This window comes from Flavobacterium sp., assembly GCF_052437795.1.
Classification (GTDB): Bacteria; Bacteroidota; Bacteroidia; order Flavobacteriales; family Flavobacteriaceae; genus Flavobacterium.
In genome coordinates, this window is sequence record NZ_JBQVPA010000002.1 from 733,754 (window position 1) to 757,141 (window position 23,388).

A 23,388-nucleotide genomic window follows, 5' to 3' on the forward strand; every position below is an offset into this window, starting at 1 on the left:
ATATCATAAATGTTTGCGGAGTAGTGCCGGGCGTCTTAAGAAGTTCCCTTCTTCTTGGTAATGATGTCGGCCAGGAGTTTTTTCGCCCGCAACAGCTTTATCTTGACATTGTTGATGGGTTCGCCTAACTGGTCTGCTATTTCCTGGTAGCTCAATTCCTGGAAATAGCGCAGCTGTATAACCTCCTGGTATTGCGGTTTCAGCTGTTTAATGCAGTTCAACAGGCTGGAAAGGTTTTGTTCTTTTATCAGCTGGTCTTCCACAGTAGGGGTGCTGTCGGCAACGCGGTAGGCCTGCTGGTCTTCCTCATCGGTTATTTCGATGAACAGCACCGACTTCTTTTTGCGTAAAAGGTCGATGTGTACATTTTTACCTATCGCTATCAGCCATGTATTAAAGGAATATTCAGGATCGTAAGAGGCTATTTTGTCGAATGCTTTTACGAAAGTTTCAATGGTAATGTCTTCCGAATCGGTTTCATTTTGTGTACGTTTCAGCATGAAGCCGTACACCTCGTTCCAAAAATGGTCCAATAAAAAAGTAAAGGCAACCTGGTCACCCATTTTTGCCTTTTCTATGTTTTGTTTTATCGATGCCGGATCTACTTCCAATGCACAGGTTTTGAAAAAATATTGGTCAAAAATACATTTACCTGTGTGAAGATAAGGATAATTTCCATAACGGGATACCACCAGGCCACATCTTTTTCCTGAAGCTTAGCGGCGCTATAGCCTATCACGACCCAGTTAATGATGTAGCGCAATGCAACTGCCGGCACAAGGAGCATCCAGTTGAACTGCAGCGCGGCCAATAGTACTGCGAGCACAACAAATGCCAGCTGGGTTATGTGGAAGAACCGTATGTGGAACTTGGCGAACGGCCTGAACCATGCCATCGTGTATACATCCCTTCTTTTTTGCATCCTCCAGCCACTATAAGTACGCTTCGACTCGCTGTAGGTAAAACTATCGGGCGTGTAGCAGGTGGTTATGTTCTTTTTGGTCGCAACCCGGTTAATGAAAAGTGAATCTTCGCCGGTGCGGATGTTCATATGGTCTACAAAGCCGTTCACCTTAAAGAATTCCTCCCTTTTATATGCCATGTTGCGCGATTCGCCGTTGAAAGGCTTACCTGCCTTTGCCCATGAAAAATACTGTGAGGCGGTAAGCATGGCATCAAAACGGATGATCTTGTTCAGGAAAGAGCCTTTTACTTTTTCATAAGCGCCGTATCCGAGTACGATCGTTTTGTTAAGGGTAAAATTAGAGCTCATCTGCGTGATCCAGTTCCCTGATGCGGGGTAGCAGTCGGCGTCGGTGAACAGGAGGTATTCTTTCGAAGCGGCTTTGATGCCCAGTGTGAGCGCATATTTTTTATTGCCCCAAAAAGCTTCATTATTAGCTACTTTTACAAGTTTAACATTGCGGTACTGCTGTTCGAACTCTTCAAAAATATCAAGGGTCTCATCGGTAGAAGCATCGTCTATTAATACTATCTCGAAGTCGGGATAGTTTTGGGCTGCTAAAAGCGGAACAAGCTTTTTGACCTTTTCCGCTTCATTTTTCGCGCATACGATCACAGAGACCGGAATGCGCTTTGGATTGGTGGCCTGAACCTTCGCGAAAGCAAATTTTCCAAGTATGGCCAGGTAATAGCACACCTGGAGCAACACGATACCACAAAATACGTAAAAAATAATGTTCAGCATTAGGCCTCTTCAATTACAATTTGCGGCAAAATTAATGAAAATATGCCTGCATATAGTATTTAAAAATACAATTGGTTTTAAATAATAGGTAATTATAGCCTGAAGCCCCTCGAGGTGGGTATTTCCTCCTTGTTCTTAAGGGTTAATGCTCCCTGCTGGACAAACTGTATGTAATTGGAATTTACAATGTATGAGCGGTGGCATTTCACGAAATTAGGAGGCAGTTCACCAAGTATCTGAGATAGCTTCCCTCTTACAAAGTGGCTGCTGCCATCGTTGCTGAAGGCGTGAAGGTAATGGTCCTCCGCTTTAATGTACATCAGGTCATTGAGGTATAGCTTTGTTTTATCCTTGAGCACAATAAATCCTTCAGTGACAATGCTTTTTACTTTTTCGAGTTCTTCTACCGTCTTATGGTGTATTTCTTCGATCTCTTCTTTCTCTGCAAGGATCTCCTCTTTTTCGGCCTGTATCTCCTGCTTTTCCACTTCAAGCTTTCTCTTGCGGTAGTCTATTTTCTTCCAACGGACAAATGAGTACATGGCTAACAGGAACACCAGGAAAAGCAATACCGCGAATATTAACCTGTTCTTGTGAAATTTGTCTTTAAATTGCTCCAGTGAGCTTATCTGCCGGTCTTTTTCCTCGACCTGGTATTTTACATTGATGTCATGGATGGCAATATTCTGTTCCTCGTCTTTTATGGCATTATCGAGTTCCGTATACATTGACTGGTATTTTCGCCTGTTGGGCTGTTGGTCAAGAGCATCATACGACTCCATGAGCTTTTTATAAAGCACACGTGTTGCCTTTGCCCTGAATTTAGGTATAGGTATCATTTCGGCCTTTTTGAACCACAAAATGGCCTCTATGTAATTTTCCTGCAGGAAGTAATTGTTGCCATAGTTGAAGTGATCTATGAAAAGCTCATATTTATCACCAGAATCCTGTGCAAACCCTATGGCACTGTCATAATAGTCCCGCCCGACCAAAAAGTTGCCCCGGGTAGTTTCGAGTGCGCCCAGATTGGTGTATAGCTTTGCTTTTACTAAGCTGTTATTAGTTTGGCCTGCATAATTGAGCCCTTTTTTAAATGTAGCTGAGGCGCTGTCGAGGACTGCCATGTTGCTTCGCCTTTCAAAATCGAATTTGGCATACATGTCCTTTGCAAATTCGTTGCAGGCGTAGGCAAGCCGCTCGTTCGAACCGGTTTTTTTAGCGTACGTGAAATATTCGTTGAGGAAAGAATCCCCATACTTTTCGTAATTTTCCTGCGACGATATAACTCTGTGGATTTCGAGGGAAAGGTCCTTTGCAGGTTCTTCCAGCCGCAGCTTTTCAAAAGCGGCTCTAGAAAGCAGGAAATATTTCAGCGCCAGGTCTTCCCTGTTCAGATAGTGGTAGCAGCGCCCCAGTACAAATAGGTTCCCGGCCGCCTCGGCAGGCGTTGCCGGTGTTATTTTTGCTGCTTTACGTATGTATTCCTTCGGATCCTCCTCTGCTTCCCGCGATACCCATGCGTCAAGTTTTTGCGCATAGAGGGCAGGGCAGGCAAGGAGCAGTAAGATCAGGACCTTTTTCATTTTTTCAGTTTGAGCGACAGTATGCTGTCATCACGCGTTATACGTGGGGTAAAGTTCTTTTGCGGGGTGCTGCTGTTGGCGCTTCCGCCAGGATTTACCTGGTTACCGGGATTGAGCTTGTTCCAGTCTTCGTTAAAGAGCACCAGTGCGGAATATGTAGTGACCGAATTTTTAAAATGGTCCATCCTGGACTCAAAGTAGGGCTTGAGAGCAGTAAAAGTGGCTTCGGTATCCTCATCAAGGCTCATTACCCTGACAGAGTCATTTTCTACCCACTTGTTGGTATTCTTAAAGTTGAACGTAACATGCAGTGGTACCGATCCGTTGCCATCGTCTCGTGTGTTGTTTACGGCATCGTGGTAACGGAAGGTTACGCCCTTGAATTTTTCGCTTGTTTGCAGGGGCATGAAGTTTTCGTCGTACTTAAAATCAGCATTGGGCACGTTGATGTAAAGATCGGCATAGATAGTTCCTGAGCGTTCGTCCAATTCAAGTGTTCCTGTTATGGGCTGGGCAGATGTTGCAGCCATTGTTTTAACAGCTTCCTGTTTCTCGTTTTTCGCGGCTTCTTCCTTCTCATCAGAGATCTTCCTGCAACAGAATGATATTCCTATAAGCAGCGCATAAAATGGCAAAAGGTAACGTAGTTTCATGATCTTTGTATTAAGGTTAATTGGTGGTTGGTCGTAATTTTACATCTTCAGCATAAGATGCCGGGCAGTTTACCGTGGTCCAAAACAACAACTAAATAAGGCTAATACAAAAAAAATGTCGTGAAATGCATAAAAAACAGCGTGAATGGCAGTTGTCGTTTTTTAATCAGAATTAACATATTAAATGTAAGGAATAAAATGATACGATAACCATTTCGCTAATGTAAAAGTCAATATGGGAGATCTACCTCATTATCAATTTCAGGGAACGAGATATGATCATATTACACAAAGCGATCCCAGGCTCTAAATTTGTCAGATAAAAATTATATTATGTTCACCTCGGCTTCGATGCTGATGCCAAAATTGTCCAATACGGTTTGCTGTATTTTTTTTGAAAGATCTAATAACTCCTGTCCGTTAGCGTTGCCATAATTGACCAATACAAGCGCTTGTTTGGCATGTACGCCCGCATCGCCAAATCGTTTGCCTTTAAAGCCGCTTTGCTCAATAAGCCAGCCTGCGGGGACTTTTACCCGTGTGTCAGATACGGGATAGTGCGGCATTTCAGGGTGCAGTGTTGACGCCTTTTCAAACTCTTCTGCAGTAATAATGGGGTTTTTAAAAAAACTGCCGCTGTTGCCCAGTTCTTTAGGGTTTGGAAGCTTGCTTTGGCGGATGGCGGTCACTGCATTGCTTACGTCTTTTATGGTAGGTACGGCCACGCCATTTTTAGTAAGCTCGGCGGCAATGTCGCCATAGGAGATGTTTATCTTGTGATGAATTGTTGTGAGGCGGAAGGTTACCGATACGATAACATAGCGGTCTTTCAAAACACCTTTAAATATGCTTTCACGATAGGCAAATTCGCACTCTTCTTTTGTAAAAGTACGCAGCTGTTGTGTGGCGATCTCCATGGCTTCGCAGGATACGAAGGTGTCTTTTATCTCAGTCCCGTAGGCTCCTATATTCTGTATGGGAGTGGTGCCAACGTTACCCGGAATGAGGGACAGGTTCTCTAGCCCGCCAAGATCATTTTCGATACAGTACAATACAAATTCATGCCAGTTCTCGCCCGCCATGGCCTTAACGTGCGCATATCCATCGGCTTCATTTATCACTTCGCGGCCTTTAAGGTCTACGTGTATCACCAGCGCGTCAATATCTTTGGTAAGCAGCATATTGCTGCCACCTCCAAGTATGAAAAGCTTTTTGCCGTAGTTTTCACGCAGTGTTTCAGCCAGTTCGGCAACAGTATGCACCTGTACGAACTCTTTTGCAAAAGCACTTATCCCAAAAGTATTGTGATTTTTAAGCGGGTAATGTGAAATGATATCCATGGCGTTGATTTGAACTGCAAAAGTAAGTTTTTAAATGAAATTAAAGCACGATCCATTTTGGGCATGAGTGAGGCTGAGATCAAGATCTGAAATGATCTACTCAGTTGTAAGCGCCCGGTTTAAAAATTCCACTAAAGGTTTCAAAACCAACAGTTTTTTAGCTGTTTTTTTCACAAAGTCCTTATCCTGTATCTCTTTGTCGGTCAGTTTTGCGGTCGCGGTAAAACTTTTGAGCTTAAGGAACCCGATAGCGGGGTGGTCTTTTGTAAAGCCTTTCGGCATGGTTTTCAGCATGTTGTTCTCATCCTTATCCAGGTCGCCAAATAGCTGTTTAAATTTCGGATCGTCCACAATTACTTCCAGGTCCTCGTGAAAGCCGTCAATTTCCCGGCGCACTTTCTTCAGGTCGGCAGCGTCAGGCCAGTGGATCCCGGCCGCTATGAACGAAGCGCCCTGCTCTATATGTACGTAGTACCCGGCAAGGTTGGTATTTTTCGTCCCGGCGCTCATCCAGATGCCCATATTGGTTTTGTAAGGGGATTTGTCCTTAGAAAAACGGATATCCCTGTTGATCCGGAAAGAGCAATCTTTGAATTCAAGCTGGCTAAGGGTTTCATCGCCCTTAATCAATTCGGCCACAAGATCGGCGACAAGCTGTTTATATCCCTTTTTATAGGCGTCATATCGCTTCTGATTTGCCTGGAACCAGTCACGGTGATTATTGTTCTTGAGGTCATTTAGGAAATCGAGCGAAGCTTGTGTTACCATAGTATTAAAATTCTAAATTAGAAAAGCCAAATTACAAACCTTGCGGCAATGATCAATAATTGTTCACAAATTAAAAATGCGGTAGCTTTGATGCGTTTCCTTTATAATGCCTTCCGTCCTTTCGGGGTGCGTATCGGATATGAATATCTGCCCGAAGACTTTGTCATCGATCATCTTAACGATCTTTGATACGCGGTTTTCGTCAAGCTTGTCAAAAATATCGTCAAACAGGAGTATCGGCAGTACGCCTCCCTGCTTTTTCATGAACTCGAACTGGGCAAGCTTTAGCGCGATGAGGAATGACTTCTGCTGGCCCTGTGACCCGAATTTTTTGATCGGGTGGCTATCTATTTCAAAGGCAAGATCGTCCTTGTGTATCCCCATGCTTGTATATTGCAGTACCCGGTCGCGCTGTAGGCTTTCTTCAAAAAGGGAAGAAAGCTGTTTTTCGTGCAGCTGGCTATCGTAGCGCAGGCTCACATTTTCTGCCGAATCGGTTATGGTTTGGTGATGCTTGTTGAAAATGGGTATAAAGTCTTCCAGGAACTGCTTCCTTTTTTCGAACAGGCTGTGGCCCATGGCATCAAGCTGCTCATTATATATATATAAGGTGTCACGGTCAAAAGTATGGTTCAGCGCAAAATACTTCAGCAGGGCGTTGCGCTGGGCAAGCACTTTTTGGTAATTGATAAGTTCCTGCAGGTACAAAGTGTCAAGCTGCGATACTACACTGTCTATGAAGCGGCGGCGCGTTTCGCTGCCTTCAATGATAAGGTCGCTGTCGGAGGGGGAGATGATCACCAGCGGGATGAGGCCGACATGTTCGGAGAATTTATCATAAATACGGCCATTGCGCTTCAGTACTTTTTTTTGGCCTTTCTTGAGGCTGCATACTATCTGCTCCTTGCGTCCATCTTTTTCGAACGTGCCGTCTATCATGAAAAATTCCTCGCCGTGTTTTATGTTATGCAATGCCAGGGGATTAAAATAGCTTTTGCCGTATGCGAGGTGGTATACAGCATCGAGCACGTTGGTCTTGCCCACACCGTTCCTGCCGGTAAAGCAGTTGATCTTGGTGTCAAACTCATAAGCGGCCTCAGCGATATTCTTGTAATTGAGCAGCGATAGATTCTTTAAGTACATCTGCAAATGGATTCCTGATTGTGAGAACCTTGGATGAAATAAGGCCCTTTTGGTAACAAACCTGCAAATTATTGAAAAATAACGACAAAAGATATTTTAAATTTCAATAAAAATTTTATTTTTGCGGCTCATTAAAATAAGATAAATGGCAACATATAACAAAAGGGGCTACAAACCTGCAAAACCTGAACCGGAAGTAAAAGAAGAAAACGTTATTGAACAGGAGGAGACTTTTGACGGCAACAGTACGACCGCAGAAGTATTCAATTCATTAGACGCGGGCGCTTCGAGGACTGAAGAGTGGGTGCAGAAAAACCAAAAGATGATCTTCATTTTTATTGGTGTTATCGCATTGGGTATTGTGGGTTATATGTTATATGATAAAATGCTTGTTGGCCCTAAGGAAGATGATGCTGCAAATGAAATGTTCCAGGCTGAACAGTATTTTGACCAGGCTGTGAATGCCCAGGTCGCAAACGACTCTTTGTATAACCTTGCCCTGAAAGGCGGCGAAGGTAAAAAAGGCTTCCTTTCCATCATAAATGATTATTCAGGTACTGATGCGGCCAACCTTGCACACTACTATGCGGGCATGGCTTACCTTAATACAGGTAAATTTAAAGAAGCGGTAGAGCATCTTGAGCAATTCAAGACTAAGGATGATATCCTTAGTGCGATGGCTCTAGGCGGAACAGGCGATGCTTTTGCACAATTGAAAGATAACAAGTCAGCCCTTGAATACTACGAGAAAGCTGTTAAGGCGAGTGATAATGAAGTTACAGCCCCACGCTTTATGTTCAAGGCTGCACAATTGCAGCTTGCAGCTAATAAGAAAGCAGAAGCACTGAAGTATTTTAACGACATCAAGGAGAAGTATGAAACATCTCCTGAAGGCATGAATATAGACGCCCACATAGCAATGGCTGAATAACATGGCTACAGTAAATAAAAATTTATCACATTACGATAAGAACACGGTCCCAAACGCGAAAGATCTTCGGTTTGGGATCGTTGTTTCAGAGTGGAATGAAGATATAACGTCCGGCCTTTACAATGGTGCTATTGAGGCATTGCTTGAAAATGGGGCAGGGGAGGATAATATCGTTACCTGGCAGGTGCCTGGCAGCTTCGAATTGATATATGGTTCGAAAAGGATGATCGAAACCCAAAAAGTAGATGCCGTAATTGCCATAGGCAGCGTGATACAGGGTGAGACCAAGCACTTCGATTTTGTATGCGAAGCGGTAGCGCAGGGTATAAAGGACCTTAACGTGCAGACCGATGTGCCTGTGGTATTTTGTGTCCTTACCGATAACACACTGCAACAGGCTATAGACCGAAGCGGGGGCATCCATGGGAATAAAGGTACCGAAGCAGCTATTGTCGCCATCAGGATGGCCGAATTGCGAAAATTGTCCGCGCTCTGATAAAATATTTGATCTTTACATACTAAAAGCCTTTCCGTAATGGAAAGGCTTTTTTGTTACAAAAATCACAAGTTACTGTTATAGTGTTTTATTTTTTCAGGCAAAAGGCAAATTTTATCGATATATGACTATTTATTATGTTCTATGTAAGAAAAAAGCTATAGACAATAATTTTTGAATGTAACATTACATTACGTTATTGTTAATTTTATGATATTTTTAACATCTCGTTTTAATGATAATCTAATCTTAACTATGGTTTTGTTGATTATTCAATAAATAACTATTACAAATGTTAACATGTGGTTAATTAGTCTACTTTTAGCATCTTAAATGTTAAAACTATGATGGAAAACTACAAATCGTCTTATAATGGTACGAGACTGTTATGGGCGCTTGAACCCGATACGGGAGGCACGCGAACGAGGCTAGCCTCCCGTATCATGAAGAACTGCAATGTGCAGTTGGTTCTATTTTTGTTTATGCTGTTTGGCGTAATGCAAAATTCATTTGCACAAACCAATGTTGCAGGGTATTCATTTGCAACTACTACAGGAGCAACATATACACCTATTACTGGTGGTACGACCGTAGGGACGAGTTCATATGATAATACCATATTCAGCTCGATCTCCTTAGGGGGGACTTTTACTTATGGTGGCAGCAACTTTACAACCTGCTATATAAGTACGAACGGATTTATAGGATTTGGAACAGCTCTTACAGCTAGTGATTATGCCCCACTATCTACATCAGCAGGCTCGGGTGTTATTGCTGCTTTTGCTCAGGATGCAGGAGCATCAACTGCAACCGGCGCTGCGCCTGAGATAAGGTATCAAACCGTAGGCTCCGAATTTATAGTTCAATATAAAGACCATGCCAATTATTATAACCGTACTACAGAAAGATTAAATTTTCAGATACGACTGAATTTAACTACCGGCGCCATTAACATAGTGTACGGAAGCTGTACTAACCCTGGAACCGTTGCTACTACAGGAACAAGTGTACAGGTGGGTATCCGTGGTAACTCAACGACCTATGCGACAAATGTCAATTCACTATATGCAGGCAATATACCAGCCGGCACAACATGTGATTGGTCTAAAGCGGTCTCTTCTTATAGCAATGCCAGTGCTTTGCTATTTTCCGGTACAACTAACGTTAACGTTAAGATACCCACAGGGCTGACTTATACCTGGACTCCGGGCACCCAGCTTCCTGTAAGGACATTTACTGCGGCTACTGCGGTAGGAGGTACATCAGCTACTCTTGCATGGACAGCCCCGACAGGCGCTACATCATATAATGTTCAGTACCGTGTGCCGGGCACCTGCGACTGGACTAACTGGAGCGGTAACCCTGTTGCTACAAACTCTGTAACTCTAACAGGACTAACCGGAAATACAAGTTATCAGGTAAGGGTACAGGCGATCAATGGGGCGAACGTATCGCCTTATTCACATATTCCAACAGGAGCGAATAATGATGGTTATACCGCTACAGGCACATTTACCACTTCCCCTACATCACCTTACATATCAGCATCCACGCTTACGGCATTTGGCAACGTATGTACAGGTATTACCGCGGGTCCTAACTCATTTACGGTTTCGGGCGGTAACCTTACCGGCGATGTTACCATCAACGCTTTGAGCGGTTATACCTATTCTGCTTCATCGGGCGGTACCTATACCTCTACCCTAACATTGACACCAACATCCGGCAGCCTTTCGGCAGTTCCGGTCTATGTTAAATTTTCACCTGTAAGTGTAATGTCATACAGCGGCAATATCTCCCTGAGCGGAGGCGGAGCCACATCTGTAAACGTTGCTGCATCGGGCTCCGGTGTAAACACTGCACCTGTGTTATCATCTAACGGTACTGCAGGCAGTTTCGGAATAGGTCAGGCAACCATTACAGGTGCGGCCGTTAGTAATATTGGCTGTACCACAGTTACAGCATATGGCATACAATATAGCACGAGCTCCTCCTTCCCGGCCGGGCCAACTACTTTTACTACCCAGGGTTCGGGATTCAGCGGATCCAATGGCGGAACCTTCACAACTCAGCTGACCGGGTTGACTGACAATACTTTGTATTACTACAGGTCGTACGCCACAAATGGTGGTGGAACAACATATTACAGCAGTAATAGCACGTTCACTTCATTGTGTAGTGCCGTATCGTTCCCATGGACGGAAAATTTCGACAGCGTGACCATTCCTGCTTTTCCTTCATGCTGGGCCAAAGAAAATGGCGATTGGGTAACTACTAACAATGCTACCACAACAACTAATGATCCTGACGCGAGGTCGGGCACACAGTTCCTCCGTGAAAGCTGGTCCGCAACAAATGAATATATGTGGTCGCCCGGTTTTCAGTTGACAGCGGGGGTTAAGTATCGTTTTTCATTTTACTGGGCAGCAGGGACAGTTGCCACAGGATGGACAGGAGATGTACTTTATAATAGTAGCCCGTCGGGTACTGCAAGCACCCAATTGGGAGCTTCATTTATAACATCGACGGATGCAGGAACTACATCATACCAGTTATGTTCGCGAGATTTTATACCGTCAAGTAACGGAGTATATTACTTTGCGATCCGTGTAAATGCCAATTCAACGCCTTGGTATTTAGGTTTTGACGATTTTAGTTTTGGACTTGCGCCGTCATGCGAACTGCCTACAGCGCTGACCGCAACGGCTAATGTTTACAATACTGCTAACTTAAACTGGTCAGCGCCTTCAACAGGAACTACTGCTGTGGGGTATGAATATGCGGTTACAACTTCGACTACACCACCCGCCAGTGGCACCGCCGTTACAGGAACTTCCGCTTCAATGTCAACATTATCTGCATCGACAACCTATTACCTTCATGTAAGGACAAATTGCGGAAGCGGTACCTACAGTTCATGGGCTACATCGGCATCATTTACCACGCCTTGTGCGCCGGTAGTCCCTCCATATACCAATGATTTTACTACATTCCCTGGCACATGCTGGAATGCCAACCTTTCGGGTGGTACACCGGCAACAGGCCCTACGGGAACCTCGGCAGGTTGGGCTACAGACGGTTTCCTTAATTCAGGTACCGGTGGAGTTAGCTTTAACCTTGATACTGCCAACCAGATAGGATGGTTGAGGTCCATTCCGTTCGACCTGTCGGCGGGTGGATACCGTGTTAAGTTCAATTATGGTGTAACGGCATATAATACTACTACGGCCGCCACTACTACTGCAACAGATGATTCGGTACAATTCCTTATATCTACTGATGGTGGGGTTACGTGGACAGTATTGCAAAACTGGAGTTCGCCAAACAGCAACGTCAGCAATACGTCAAACCAGTATATTTACAATCTTACATCATACACTGGCTCGAACGTAGTATTCGCTATTTATGCAAGCGAAGGTACTGCAGACGATACGCCAGATTATGATTTTCATATCGACAACTTTATAGTTGAGAGTATGCCGAATACTGCGATTACGACCGGTGACTTCAATACTGCATCGAACTGGTCAAAAGGCACAGTACCTGTTTGTGGTGAACAGGCTGAAATACCAGCCGGCAAGACCATGACCATGAGCTCAGGCACGGCTGCAGTAAAAAACCTTAACATACTTTCGGGTGGTTCACTTGCTGTTACAGGCGGTACATTGACTGTAGGCGCTTGTACAGGGAACAGCGAATACCTTAATAACTCAGGAACGATAAACGTTTCCGGCGGTACACTGGCCGTGAACGGATCAATAATGAACAATACAGGATGTACTTTCATACAAAGCGCCGGTAATATAGTTGTAGACGGCAGCGGTACAACGTCGGTAGCTTCGGGTACACCATTGGTAGCGTTTGGCTCAAGCGCGGCTTCTTTCGCAACGGGTACCGTAACACTTAGCGGTGGTACATTGACAATAGTTGACCCGCACACTGCTACAACGAATACCAATGCTTATGCATTGTACGGTTATTTCTCTTCGGGTGTTAACTTCAATGCTTCTGCAAGCCACACCGTACAGTTTGGCGATGGTACATCTACAACTGCGGGTGGTAACTCAAGTGGTTTCTACTACAGCCTCTTTGCCGGTTCCGGCAGGCTTAACCTTGGTAGCGTTACTGTTAATAACCCGGGTGGCATTGCTACAAGGATCGTTTCTCAGGCAACGACAAGTACGATCAATGGTAACCTGAGCATCACCGGGCAGTACAACCAGACTTCGGGCACGACCAACATAGGCGGTAACCTTACCGTTGAGAACGGATCGGCATTTTATGCCAACGGAACCACGATCTTTGCTTCTACCACAGGTGTTAATACACCGGTAGCACAAACAACTCCTCAGGCTGTGACCGTGAATGGTACTGGTGTTATTCAAAATGCCCTTACAGCGGCATCGGCCAACTTTACAAGTGTAACAATACGAAATACATCTGCTACAGGTGTTACCTTCAATGCGCTTAACCAGGTCGTAGCCAATGCTTCGGTCGCAGCGAGCGTATCAGGTACATTGGTATTTGATGGTAAAGCAAGCACTACCGGCGGCAAAGCGCTCCTATGGGGTACAGCAACACTTGCCGGTACTACGCTAACGGTAACTTCGGGCGGTATGCTTCCGGGCAGTGCATTTGCACGCGGATGGACTTCCGGCGGTGCGGGTGCAACAATAGCAGCATCTACAGTTCCTACATCCGGCGACGGATTCCCATTGCTTGATGAGAACGGTAATGTAAGATATGCATGGATCAACCGTACAGGCGGATCGGCAACCGGTATCATGGCGGTGACTTATACTGCAGCGACAGGAACCAGTGCTACATCGGTAACGGATCTGGGATATGCTATAGATACACGCTCAAACGCAAAATGGAGGGTAAGCACCCTCGGGACCGGTATTGCCGGAACATCATTTAAAATTGCGGTTTCTGCACCTACCATATTCGGAGCGGCACCAACTGCGGCCAATGCGAGGATAGTTACGGCTACAGGCATTCTTGGCTCTCACCAGGCAGGTACGGTATTGCCTCATGCACAAAGGACAGACATGGACTTGTCTGAACTTGTGGGCAGCGATCTTTATATGGGTATAGCAAGTACAGATATTCCTTTTTACACAGTACAATCAGGTAACTGGAATGACATAGCTACCTGGAGTAAGAACGTAGTGCCAACATCAGCAGATGCTATTACAATATCTGCAGGCCATACAGTGACTGTTGACGGAAGCTACACTGCAGCAGTAAATAATATTGCGATCAATGCTACAGGTGTGCTTACGCAAACAGCCAACACACTTACTGTGGGTGGGGTAATAACCAACTCAGGTACGATAAATGAGAACGGCGGTACACTTACAGTGGCTGGTGCTTCAGGAACAGGTATTTCCAATGTTGCCGGAGCAACCTTTAACCTTAACAGCGGTGCCGTAACAATTGGCCCTGCCGGAGGAAGTTTCAGGAGGCTGGATAACGCGGGTACAATGACAGTTGCCGGCGGTACGCTTACAGTAAATGGAAACCTTACTGTATCGGCTTCAACAGCGGCATTTACTCAAAGTGCGGGACTCATTAAAATTGATGGTAACGCAGCCGGTGTACTGGCCAATTCAGTTGCATCGGGTACACCGCTCTTCAATTGTTCATCTGCATCTTTAAGCCTTACAGGCGGTACACTGCAGATCGTAGATCCGCATACTGCTACAACAACTACGAGCGGTTATGCAATGTATTTTGTTGCGGGCCCTGCAGGTTCGCCTTCGGTAAATGCCTCGGCAGCCCACATTACGCAATTTGGCGACGGTACATCTACCAGTCCAGGCGGCCATGCGAGCGGTTTCTTTGTGAACAACTGGGCAGGACAGATATTCCTTTCGCTGGGAAGTGTAGAGGTGAACGGCGCTACTGGAACTAACAGGAACGTAGTGTGTACCAACCTTGGCGTTCGCGGTGATCTTACGGTTAAAGCATCGTCATTGCTGAATGCAGCGACCGTTATCCTTACGGGCAACCTGAACATTAATACAGGGGGTACATTTATAAATACTACCGCCATCAGCGCCGCTATCGTTGCGAGTAATACAACTGCTAGCCTTTCACTTGGAAATTCAACCGTAGCACAGGTGTTTACCAACAACGGTACAATGTCTAATGCTGCTACATCGCCAACAGCCAATACAACTGCTTTTGAGGTGAGGAATTCCAACGCATCAGGTGTAACCTTAAACACACCTTTAAGTGTTAGCGGTACATTGACGCTTAACACCGGTATTGTGAATACGACATCGGTTAACCTGCTATCATTGGGTACTGCGACTGCTGCCGGAACACTTTCTGGAGGTAGCTCAACATCGTATATCAACGGGCCAATGGCAAGGACTTTTGCGGCCAGCAGGACGGCATCAGGAACATACAGTGTCGCTACACTATTCCCGGTAGGTAAAGGAACTTCTTTCCTTCCGATATATATTGATCCTACTACAGCATCAACAGGTGCGGTAATATTCAGGGGTGAAGCGTTCACATCTAACGCAGGTACCATGGGAACAGGCCTTACATCGCTATCTTCTTCAAGGTGGGAAGCTTTGGCAACTACAGCTGCCGCGAACCTAACCAATGCATTTGTACGCTTAGCCGATGCAAGTATTGTCAATACCAATAAGATAGTACAGGCTGACGCTCCGGGCAATGCCTATAACCCGGTTGCCACGGTTACAACGTATACTGCGGCCACAGGTGGCATCCCGAATATGCTAACAACGAATGCTGCCCTACTTGCAGCAGATTATAAAGGCTATTTTGCTTATGCTAATCTTAACTCGTGTACTGCTCCTGCAGACCAGGCTACCGCTTTTGTACTTGCTTCAAAAACAGATACAAGTATCTCTGCGAGCTTTACTGCTGCTGCGAGCGCGCCATCGCATTACCTTGTAGTTCGCTACCCATCTGCAGGAACGACCACAGATCCTGTTGATTATACAGCCTATGCCGCCGGCAATGCCCTGGGTGCGGGTACGGTAGTGTATTCAGGTAGTGCGCTTACATTTAATAACACTGGTTTAACTGCCAATACTACATACAATTATTATGTATACAGCTTTAACAATTCTGGTTGTTTTGGACCGGTATACAACATTGTATCGCCACTAACATTCAGTGTTACCACTTGTGCTGCTGCAACTTCGCCTGCTACGGCATTGACTTCTGTTGCTGCACAGCTTACAAATAATAAATTCAGGGCATCTTGGACCGCTTCTGCAACTGCTGGCGTGAACTACATAATAGATGTTGCTACTAACAATACATTTACAACATTTGTTCCGGGCTTCCAGGCCTTGAACGTTGGCACCGCTACATTTGCAGACGTGACCGGCCTTAGCCAGAACACTCCTTACTATGTAAGGGTTAGGGCGCTTGCCGGAACAGACTGCTACAGTGCTAATACAAGCACGCTTACCGTAACGACCCAATCGCTTATCGGTACACCTTGGACAGAGCCTTTTGCAACGACAACTGTGCCTACAGGATGGACAGCGTCTTATTCATACGACTGGTACATACAGCCTACTTATTTTGAGGGTAATCCGGGAAATGCGATATTTATAGAGCATTATTATGACGTTGATTATGGAGACGTTGATTATGGGTACATAACAACCCCTAACGTTGGCCCGATCCTGGCAGGGCAAACATTCACGTTCGATTACAGGCTGAAAGAACTTGGCGGACTAAACTATCTTGCTGCTCCGGCCGCGGGTACAGGTGACATCAAAATATCGGTGTCTACCAATTATGGTACAACTTATACTCTTTTGCAGACGCTAACTAATGATGGCGTTGCAGGATGGAGAACATGGGAACTGAACCTTACTCCGTATGTTGGACAAAATGTTAAGTTTAAGATCGAATCAGAATATACAGGTGACGAAGAATACGATGCCGGATTCGACAACTTTAAGATCGACGCGGGCGCAGTCTGCAAAAAGCCTACAGGACTTGCTGCAGCTTCGCTTGCCAACGGAAATATAAACCTTAGCTGGAGCGCTCCGTCATCGGGTACAACCCCTACAGGGTATGTGTATGCTGTGACCTCGTCATCTACCCCTCCTGCAAGTGGTACTGCTACAACGGCTACCTCTGTATCAGGATACACGGGCATGGCTATGGAAGCTATATATTACCTGCATGTAAGGGCAAATTGCGGAACAGATGGCTATGGCGAATGGATCACTTTACCATTCTATCATGGATATTGCAACGCGTATGTAGACTACACAGGTTACTCAATTAACTCATTCAGTACTACAGGAGGCGTGCTTAACATCTCTAACCCTAGCGCAGGGCTCTCAAACCTTGGTTACGGATATTTCCCTACCATGGTAGTAAGCCAGATGCAGAGCGGAACCGTGAATTTTGCTTCACAAATATCTTCAACCAGTACTATGTACTTAAATATTTGGGTTGACTGGAATAATGATATGGTATTCTCATCTGATGAGAAAATGTATACTGCATCTTCATCTACAAACACGCCTTCGGGAAGTTTTGTAGTGCCTGCAGCCGCGGCTATGGGCGACCACAGGATGCGCGTAAGGGCCTCTTATTATGTTGGTGAGCAGGATGCCTGTGGATACATTACTTATGGAGAGGCAGAAGATTATGTGCTTAGGGTAGTGCCAACGCCTACATGCTATGCACCGGGCAACCTATCGGGAACTCCGGCAACTGCCACTACGGCAAACCTGTCATGGTCTGCGCCTGCAACTGCCCCGGTACCTTCGGGATATGAATATGCGGTAACAACATCTGCAACTCCGCCTGCAAGCGGAACGGCAACAGCCGGAACATCTGTAACAGGGCAGGGAGGCCTTACCGTTGATACCCAGTATTACCTGCATGTAAGGAGTAACTGCGGTAGCAATGGATATAGCGACTGGGCAACAAGCGCATATCTGCATGGATATTGTGTTGCATCATCTACACTAAGTACATACTACATCAGTAGCTTCAGTACAACCGGAGGAACTGCTAACATCACCAATACGGGAACCACATTCTCTACGGGCGGGTATGCTAACTACAGTGCGATGGCTGTGAGCCAGTCTGAAGGTAACTCGGTAAACTTTACCGCGACCAATACAGGAGGCTCAGGCTTTAATATCTGGGTGGACTGGAATGACGACTTTGTTTTCGCAGCATCAGAAAAAGTGTATGCATCAGGATCAACATGGGTGACCTCATCGGCAGGAAGTATCAGTGTTCCGGTAAACGCCATTGTAGGAAATCACAGGATGAGGATCAGGTCGGACTTTAATAATCAAAATCCTAATGCCTGCGGAAATATTTCTTCAGGAGAAGCCGAAGACTATACCTTTACGGTACTTCCTTCGCCTCCTAAGGTAACAAGCTTTAGCATTGCCGGTGCATGTGAAAATGCGGGCACGTCGGTAACCCTTACGGGTACCTACTTTACGGGAGCAACTGCCGTATCATTTAACGGTACGAACCAGCCGGTATTTACGGTTAACAGTGCTACATCTATTACAACTACAGTCCCTGCGGGAGCTACAACAGGTACAGTATCTGTTACCACACCTATAGGTACCGGAACCAGTACGGCATCATTTAACGTGTATGCTTATCCTGTAGTTGCAGATATAACAGGTGGAGGAGTTTCGGCATGTATGCCTGATACCGTTCAGCTGGGCAATGCAACTACCGGTGGAACATGGTCAAGCTCAAATACAGGCATAGCTACTGTAAACAGTTCAGGACTTGTTACGCCGGTGGCGGCAGGGACAGTAACGATCACTTATAGCAAATCGGCTAACGGGTGTACCAGTACTAAAACAACAACTGTTACTTTCAATACTCCGGTTAACATAACTGTCAATCCGGTTTCGGAAACAGTAACCCCGGGCAGTGCGGCAGCATTTGGCGTGATCGCTACAGGTACCGGCCTTACTTATCAGTGGCAGGTATCGTCTAACGGCGGTGGTCTGTACACTAACGTGACTAACGGTGGTGTTTATGACGGCGCAACAACAGCTACCCTGCTCATTGACAATGCCAATGGCCTTAATGGCTACATATACAGGGCGGTTGTAAGCGGTGCTTCACCATGTACATCGGCTACATCTACAGGTGCTACGCTTTCTATCAGCGATATCGGGATCACATCACATCCGGCAAGCGTAACTATTTGTGATAGTGGAGCCGGCACAGCAAGCTTTGCTGTTGCGACAACAGGTAGTAACCTTACCTTCGAATGGCAGCAAAATACAGGATCGGCATGGACAGCCCTTGCGAACGGAACAGTTGGAGGCGTTACCTACAGCGGTGCGGACACGAACACATTGTCACTGTCTGGCCTTACTGCTGCCAACACTACTTGGAGGTACAGGGCTTTTGTACAGGACGGTGGCGCGAACGCTACGTCGAATGAAGCGACACTTACAGTGAACAGCGCACCGGCAATAGGCCAGCAGCCTGAGAACCAGACCGTATGTTCTTCGGGTTCTGCAGTTAACTTTACAGTTGCTGCGGGCGGTACAGGCCTGACTTACCAATGGCAGTATGCTACAACATCTGGTGGTACATACACTAACGTTGCCAATGCTGCTCCTGCAGGTGTAACTTATTCGGGTGCGACATCAGCGACATTAGCTGTTACCACTACAGCATCTACACCGGTGGCGACTTATTACTATCGTGTTGTAGTATCAGGTACTGCTCCATGTTCAGCGGCTACTTCATCTTTCGCGACATTGAGCATCAATGCGCCTGCAATTACCGCAGCGCCAACTAATAAGACGGTTGTTAAAAATAACGCCACAGCATTTACAGTAGCAACATCAGCACCATCGCCAACCTACCAATGGCAGTTCTCGACAACTGCGGGTGGCACTTATGCGAATGTGTCCGACAGTACTCCGACAGGAGCTACCTACAGCGGCGCTCAAACTGCGACCCTTACCGTAAATGCCGGAAGCACTATGGCGACAGGAAGCGGTTACTGGTACAGGGCAGTAGTAACTTCGGCAGGATGCAGCGTTGCATCTTCCGGGGCAAGCCTAACCGTAACAGATTACTGCGTAGGAACATTTACAAATGCTACTACAAGTGGTGACCACATGACAGCTGTTAGCGTTGCAGGAACTGACTTCAACTCAGCTCCGGGCGATACAGGATTTGGCACCAACAATTATAAAATGCTTACAGGCGCTCCAAACACAGGAACATTCGTTTTGGCGGCATCCTATACTGCGAGCATTACTGTGGGTGGAGGAAATCCGCAGAATGTAGGTATCTGGATGGACTTTAATAACGATGGTGACTTTGATGATACAAGTGAGTTCCTTGGTACGGCTGCCATCGCATCGAACAGTACAGGTACCATTACGATGAACATACCTTCGAATGCTTCAGCAGGAAACAGGAGGATGAGGGTGCGCAACATACGCTCTACCACCATCACGGCATCATCTGTATGTGCTTCGGCCGCAAGGGGTACCACCGTAGATTATATGGTTTCCATAGCATTGCCGGCTGCACCTGCGATCAGCGGATTTACACAAGGTTCTAGCTGTGCCGATACGACAATGATAACCATAAATGGTACTAACCTTACGGGAGGTACATTAACGATCGGTGGAGTATCTGTACCAGTGCAAAGCATCATTGGCGGCGGAACCCAAATGAACGCAACAGTTAGTGCCGGTACGAACGGCACAGTAGCTGTAACTACTCCGGGCGGGACTGCCACAAGTGGTACATTTACCCTAAATGCACCGGCTGCATTGACACTTAGCAGTTCGTCGGCAACTATTTGCGCGGGCAATGCTACAAGTTTAGTTACACTGACCGCAGGAGGTTCGCAATATGATACGTTCGTAGTTACTTCGGTACCTGCAGGTGCGGCATATTCGGGCAACGCTGCATCAGGATATACATTTACACCTACTGTGAATACCGTATATACCATTGCAGCCTCACAGTCGGCAGGAATGTGTGCAAGGAGCACAACGTTTACCGTAACAGTGAAATCGAACCCTGTTTACCCTGTAACCCCTGCTACCACAGATATATGCAGTGGCGAGATCAGGATGCTTACATCAGGCTCGGGATCATCTGCGGGAGGTACAGGCGTGTTCGGTACAAGTACTTCGGCAACAACTAATACTACTACCTCTATGCCTAACCCGCTTAGCAGGTATTACGAAGGCCAAAAGGCGCAGATGTTGTTCAGGGCAAACGAACTTACTGCTCAAAACCTGATAGCAGGAAGCAGCATCACTGCGGTAACATTCTATCTCGATGCTGTTAATACCAACGCAGATGCAGTATTGACTAACTTTACCATAAGAATGGGGTCTACATCTGTAAGTGCGATGACAGGTTTTGTTACGGGTACTTCAACAGTATATGGACCGGCTGTATTTACGCCTTCAACGACAGGATTAGTAACCTTTACGCTGGCCACGCCATTTATTTGGGATGGATCATCGAACGTTATTGTTGAGACCGTACATAATAATCCTACTGTGGATTGGGAATCGGGTACCAACGTACGTTACTCTACAACAACATTCAACTCGACCTACCACAGGATGAAGGATGATGTTACCGGTGGCATACCAGAAATGGACGCTGCGATCGATGGACAGGTAGCTGTGAGCGCATCAAGGCCTAACATGACGTTCGTGTTCTCAAACCCAACGCCAACATGGTCTCCTGTTACAGGGTTGTATAACGATGCAGCTGCTACGATACCTTATACAGGAACTCTAAGGTCTACCGTCTATGCCAAACCGGCGGTGACAACTACGTACAGCGCAACGGTTAACAATGGCAACGGATGTTCATCGACCAGCCAGTCGGTAGTTACCGTGAAGCCAAAATCATGGACAGGAACAGTTAGTAATGACTGGAACAACCCTGCTAACTGGTGTGGAGGACAGGTACCTACAGCACAGGATAATATTGTGATCTCTTCACTGGCAAGCATAATGCCGGTGATCGGTACCGAAGGTGATCTGGACGATAACATAGTAGTGGTTGGTAACAGCCTTACAGTAGAAGCAGATGCTACAATGATAGTACATGGCGGAAATGCACTTAACATAACCAATGCGGTTATTGTTGAGGAAGACGGAAGCCTGGTGCTTGACAACTACGCACACCTGCTACAGGGTGAGAACGTTACCACTAACCCTAACCAGGGTGAGATCACAGTGAAGAGGCTAAGCTCTCCACTATTCAGGCTCGACTATACCATATGGTCATCGCCGGTAGAGGACCAAATGCTTAAAACCTTCTCTCCTGAGACCATGGATAACCGTTTCTATACGTATAAAGAAGCGAACGATACTTACCAACCGGTATTGCAGGCGGGTATTTCGAACCCTGCTACCACCGAAATGGGCGAAGGTGTAGGTTACCTGATACGTACCCCGAATAACTTCCTTGATTATGTTGCTCCTGCACAAGGTGCACCGGAACCGAGTGGTCAAAACTATCAGGGTGAATTTATCGGTAAGCCAAGAAGCGGTAACATCAACGTACCGGTAACGAATAACTTTAACGGATTTAACGCGGTGGGTAACCCATATCCTTCGCCGATAAATATCCATGCGTTCTATGACGGTAACGAAGGTTTGATAGATGACGCGTCGGCCCTTTACTTCTGGAGAAAGAAAAATGACTCAGGAACAGGAAGCTACGCACGTGTGACCAAGTTTGCTTATACTGCGAATAGCGGCAATGATTGGGGAGACACCGGATCAGATGCATTTGTTGGAAATCCTGCGACATGGGTCGTTAATCCGGGCCAGGGCTTCATTGTAAAAGTCCTTCAGGGTGGCTCTGTTCACTTTGATAACACAATGCGTACCAATATTAATAACCAGCAGTTCTTCAGGACCGCACAGGATGAAGACCAGGCAAGCATCTCGAGGATGTGGCTTAACATAAAAGGTACTCAGGGCCAGTTTGCCCAGGCTGCCGTAGGTTACAGCAACATGACAACAATGAACATCGATTACGGATGGGACGGACGTGCCTTTGTGAACGACGGGAACGCTTCGCTATTCTCGCTGGCAGGCGATGAGAAGCTGGGCATCCAGGCAAGGGATGCATTTAACCCTGCCGATGTAGTTCCGATGGGTTACAATGCAGTTGCGGCCGGTACTTATACCATATCGCTGGATCACATGGACGGGATATTCTCCCAGGATCAGGACATTTATCTTAAAGATAACCTGCTTGGAGGAATTACCCACGACCTGAAGGCAGGAAGCTATACATTTGAAACTGAAGCCGGAATAAACACCGCAAGGTTTGAAATTGTGTACGCCGAAGCGCTTGGAACGGATAATCCGATGCTTGATCCTAATAATGTGATAGTGTACAAACAAGGTACCTCGATCAACATTAATGCAGGACTGCTTAACATGGCCGATGTTACCATTTACGATATGCGTGGCAGGGAACTTTACAGTAAGGACGGTATTAACGCCACCGAAACTGTGATCAGTAACCTTCATTCGGATCAGCAGGTGCTTATCATACAGATAAACACTGATAAAGGACGGGTAACTAAGAGGATCATCTTCTAAGCCTATAATAAACCCCCAATAGCCCAACGTAATGTTGGCAGCCTCCTCCCTTGTCAAAAGGGAGGAGGTTTTTTTATTTATGGTTTAACTGAAGATCGCAAACACCTTATTTGGTAATTCATAAATACATCCATAAAATTTTAGTATT

The 23,388-nt window shown here is 46.0% G+C and carries 10 protein-coding genes; 3 read left to right on the forward strand and 7 right to left on the reverse strand.

Translation table 11 applies throughout. From position 1 onward, the window contains the following. Nucleotides 1-35: 35 nt before the first annotated feature. The 7 genes from ACT6R0_RS10150 to recF form a co-directional block, all read right to left on the reverse strand. A complete protein-coding gene (locus tag ACT6R0_RS10150; protein WP_444653167.1) occupies nt 36-563 on the reverse strand; it encodes an RNA polymerase sigma factor in 528 nt (175 codons plus the stop codon). Nucleotides 564-601: 38 nt separating this feature from the next. Continuing rightward, on the reverse strand, nt 602-1,708 hold the full coding sequence (locus tag ACT6R0_RS10155; protein WP_444652348.1) for a glycosyltransferase: 1,107 nt from the start codon (nt 1,706-1,708) through the stop codon (nt 602-604). A gap of 92 nt (nt 1,709-1,800) precedes the next feature. Further along, entirely contained in the window at nt 1,801-3,291 is a 1,491-nt protein-coding gene (locus ACT6R0_RS10160; RefSeq protein ID WP_444652347.1) for a LytTR family transcriptional regulator, read from the reverse strand. Further along, nucleotides 3,288-3,944, reverse strand: coding sequence for a hypothetical protein (locus tag ACT6R0_RS10165; RefSeq protein ID WP_444652346.1), 657 nt, complete (start codon nt 3,942-3,944; stop codon nt 3,288-3,290). The genes ACT6R0_RS10160 and ACT6R0_RS10165 overlap by 4 nt, the downstream gene beginning before the upstream one ends. Before the next feature lie 326 nt (nt 3,945-4,270). Further along, a complete protein-coding gene (gene murB / locus ACT6R0_RS10170) occupies nt 4,271-5,284 on the reverse strand; it encodes a UDP-N-acetylmuramate dehydrogenase (RefSeq protein ID WP_444652345.1) in 1,014 nt (337 codons plus the stop codon). Nucleotides 5,285-5,380: 96 nt separating this feature from the next. Continuing rightward, nucleotides 5,381-6,052 (reverse strand): DUF2461 domain-containing protein, encoded by a 672-nt coding sequence (locus ACT6R0_RS10175; protein ID WP_444652344.1) that lies wholly within the window; start codon nt 6,050-6,052, stop codon nt 5,381-5,383. Nucleotides 6,053-6,115: 63 nt separating this feature from the next. After that, nucleotides 6,116-7,195, reverse strand: a complete 1,080-nt coding sequence (gene recF / locus ACT6R0_RS10180; protein WP_444652343.1) for a DNA replication/repair protein RecF — start codon at nt 7,193-7,195, stop codon at nt 6,116-6,118. Nucleotides 7,196-7,340: 145 nt separating this feature from the next. Between recF and ACT6R0_RS10185 the strand changes: the two genes are divergently transcribed. From ACT6R0_RS10185 to ACT6R0_RS10195, 3 genes are all read left to right on the forward strand, one after another. Further along, nucleotides 7,341-8,126, forward strand: a complete 786-nt coding sequence (locus tag ACT6R0_RS10185; protein ID WP_444652342.1) for a tetratricopeptide repeat protein — start codon at nt 7,341-7,343, stop codon at nt 8,124-8,126. 1 nt (nt 8,127) lies between these two features. Continuing rightward, on the forward strand, nt 8,128-8,622 hold the full coding sequence (gene ribH / locus ACT6R0_RS10190) for a 6,7-dimethyl-8-ribityllumazine synthase (protein ID WP_444652341.1): 495 nt from the start codon (nt 8,128-8,130) through the stop codon (nt 8,620-8,622). 344 nt (nt 8,623-8,966) lie between these two features. Further along, nucleotides 8,967-23,240 carry a GEVED domain-containing protein gene (locus ACT6R0_RS10195; RefSeq protein WP_444652340.1) on the forward strand — a complete coding sequence of 4,758 codons (14,274 nt, stop codon included), beginning with the start codon at nt 8,967-8,969 and terminating at the stop codon, nt 23,238-23,240. Nucleotides 23,241-23,388: the final 148 nt, after the last annotated feature.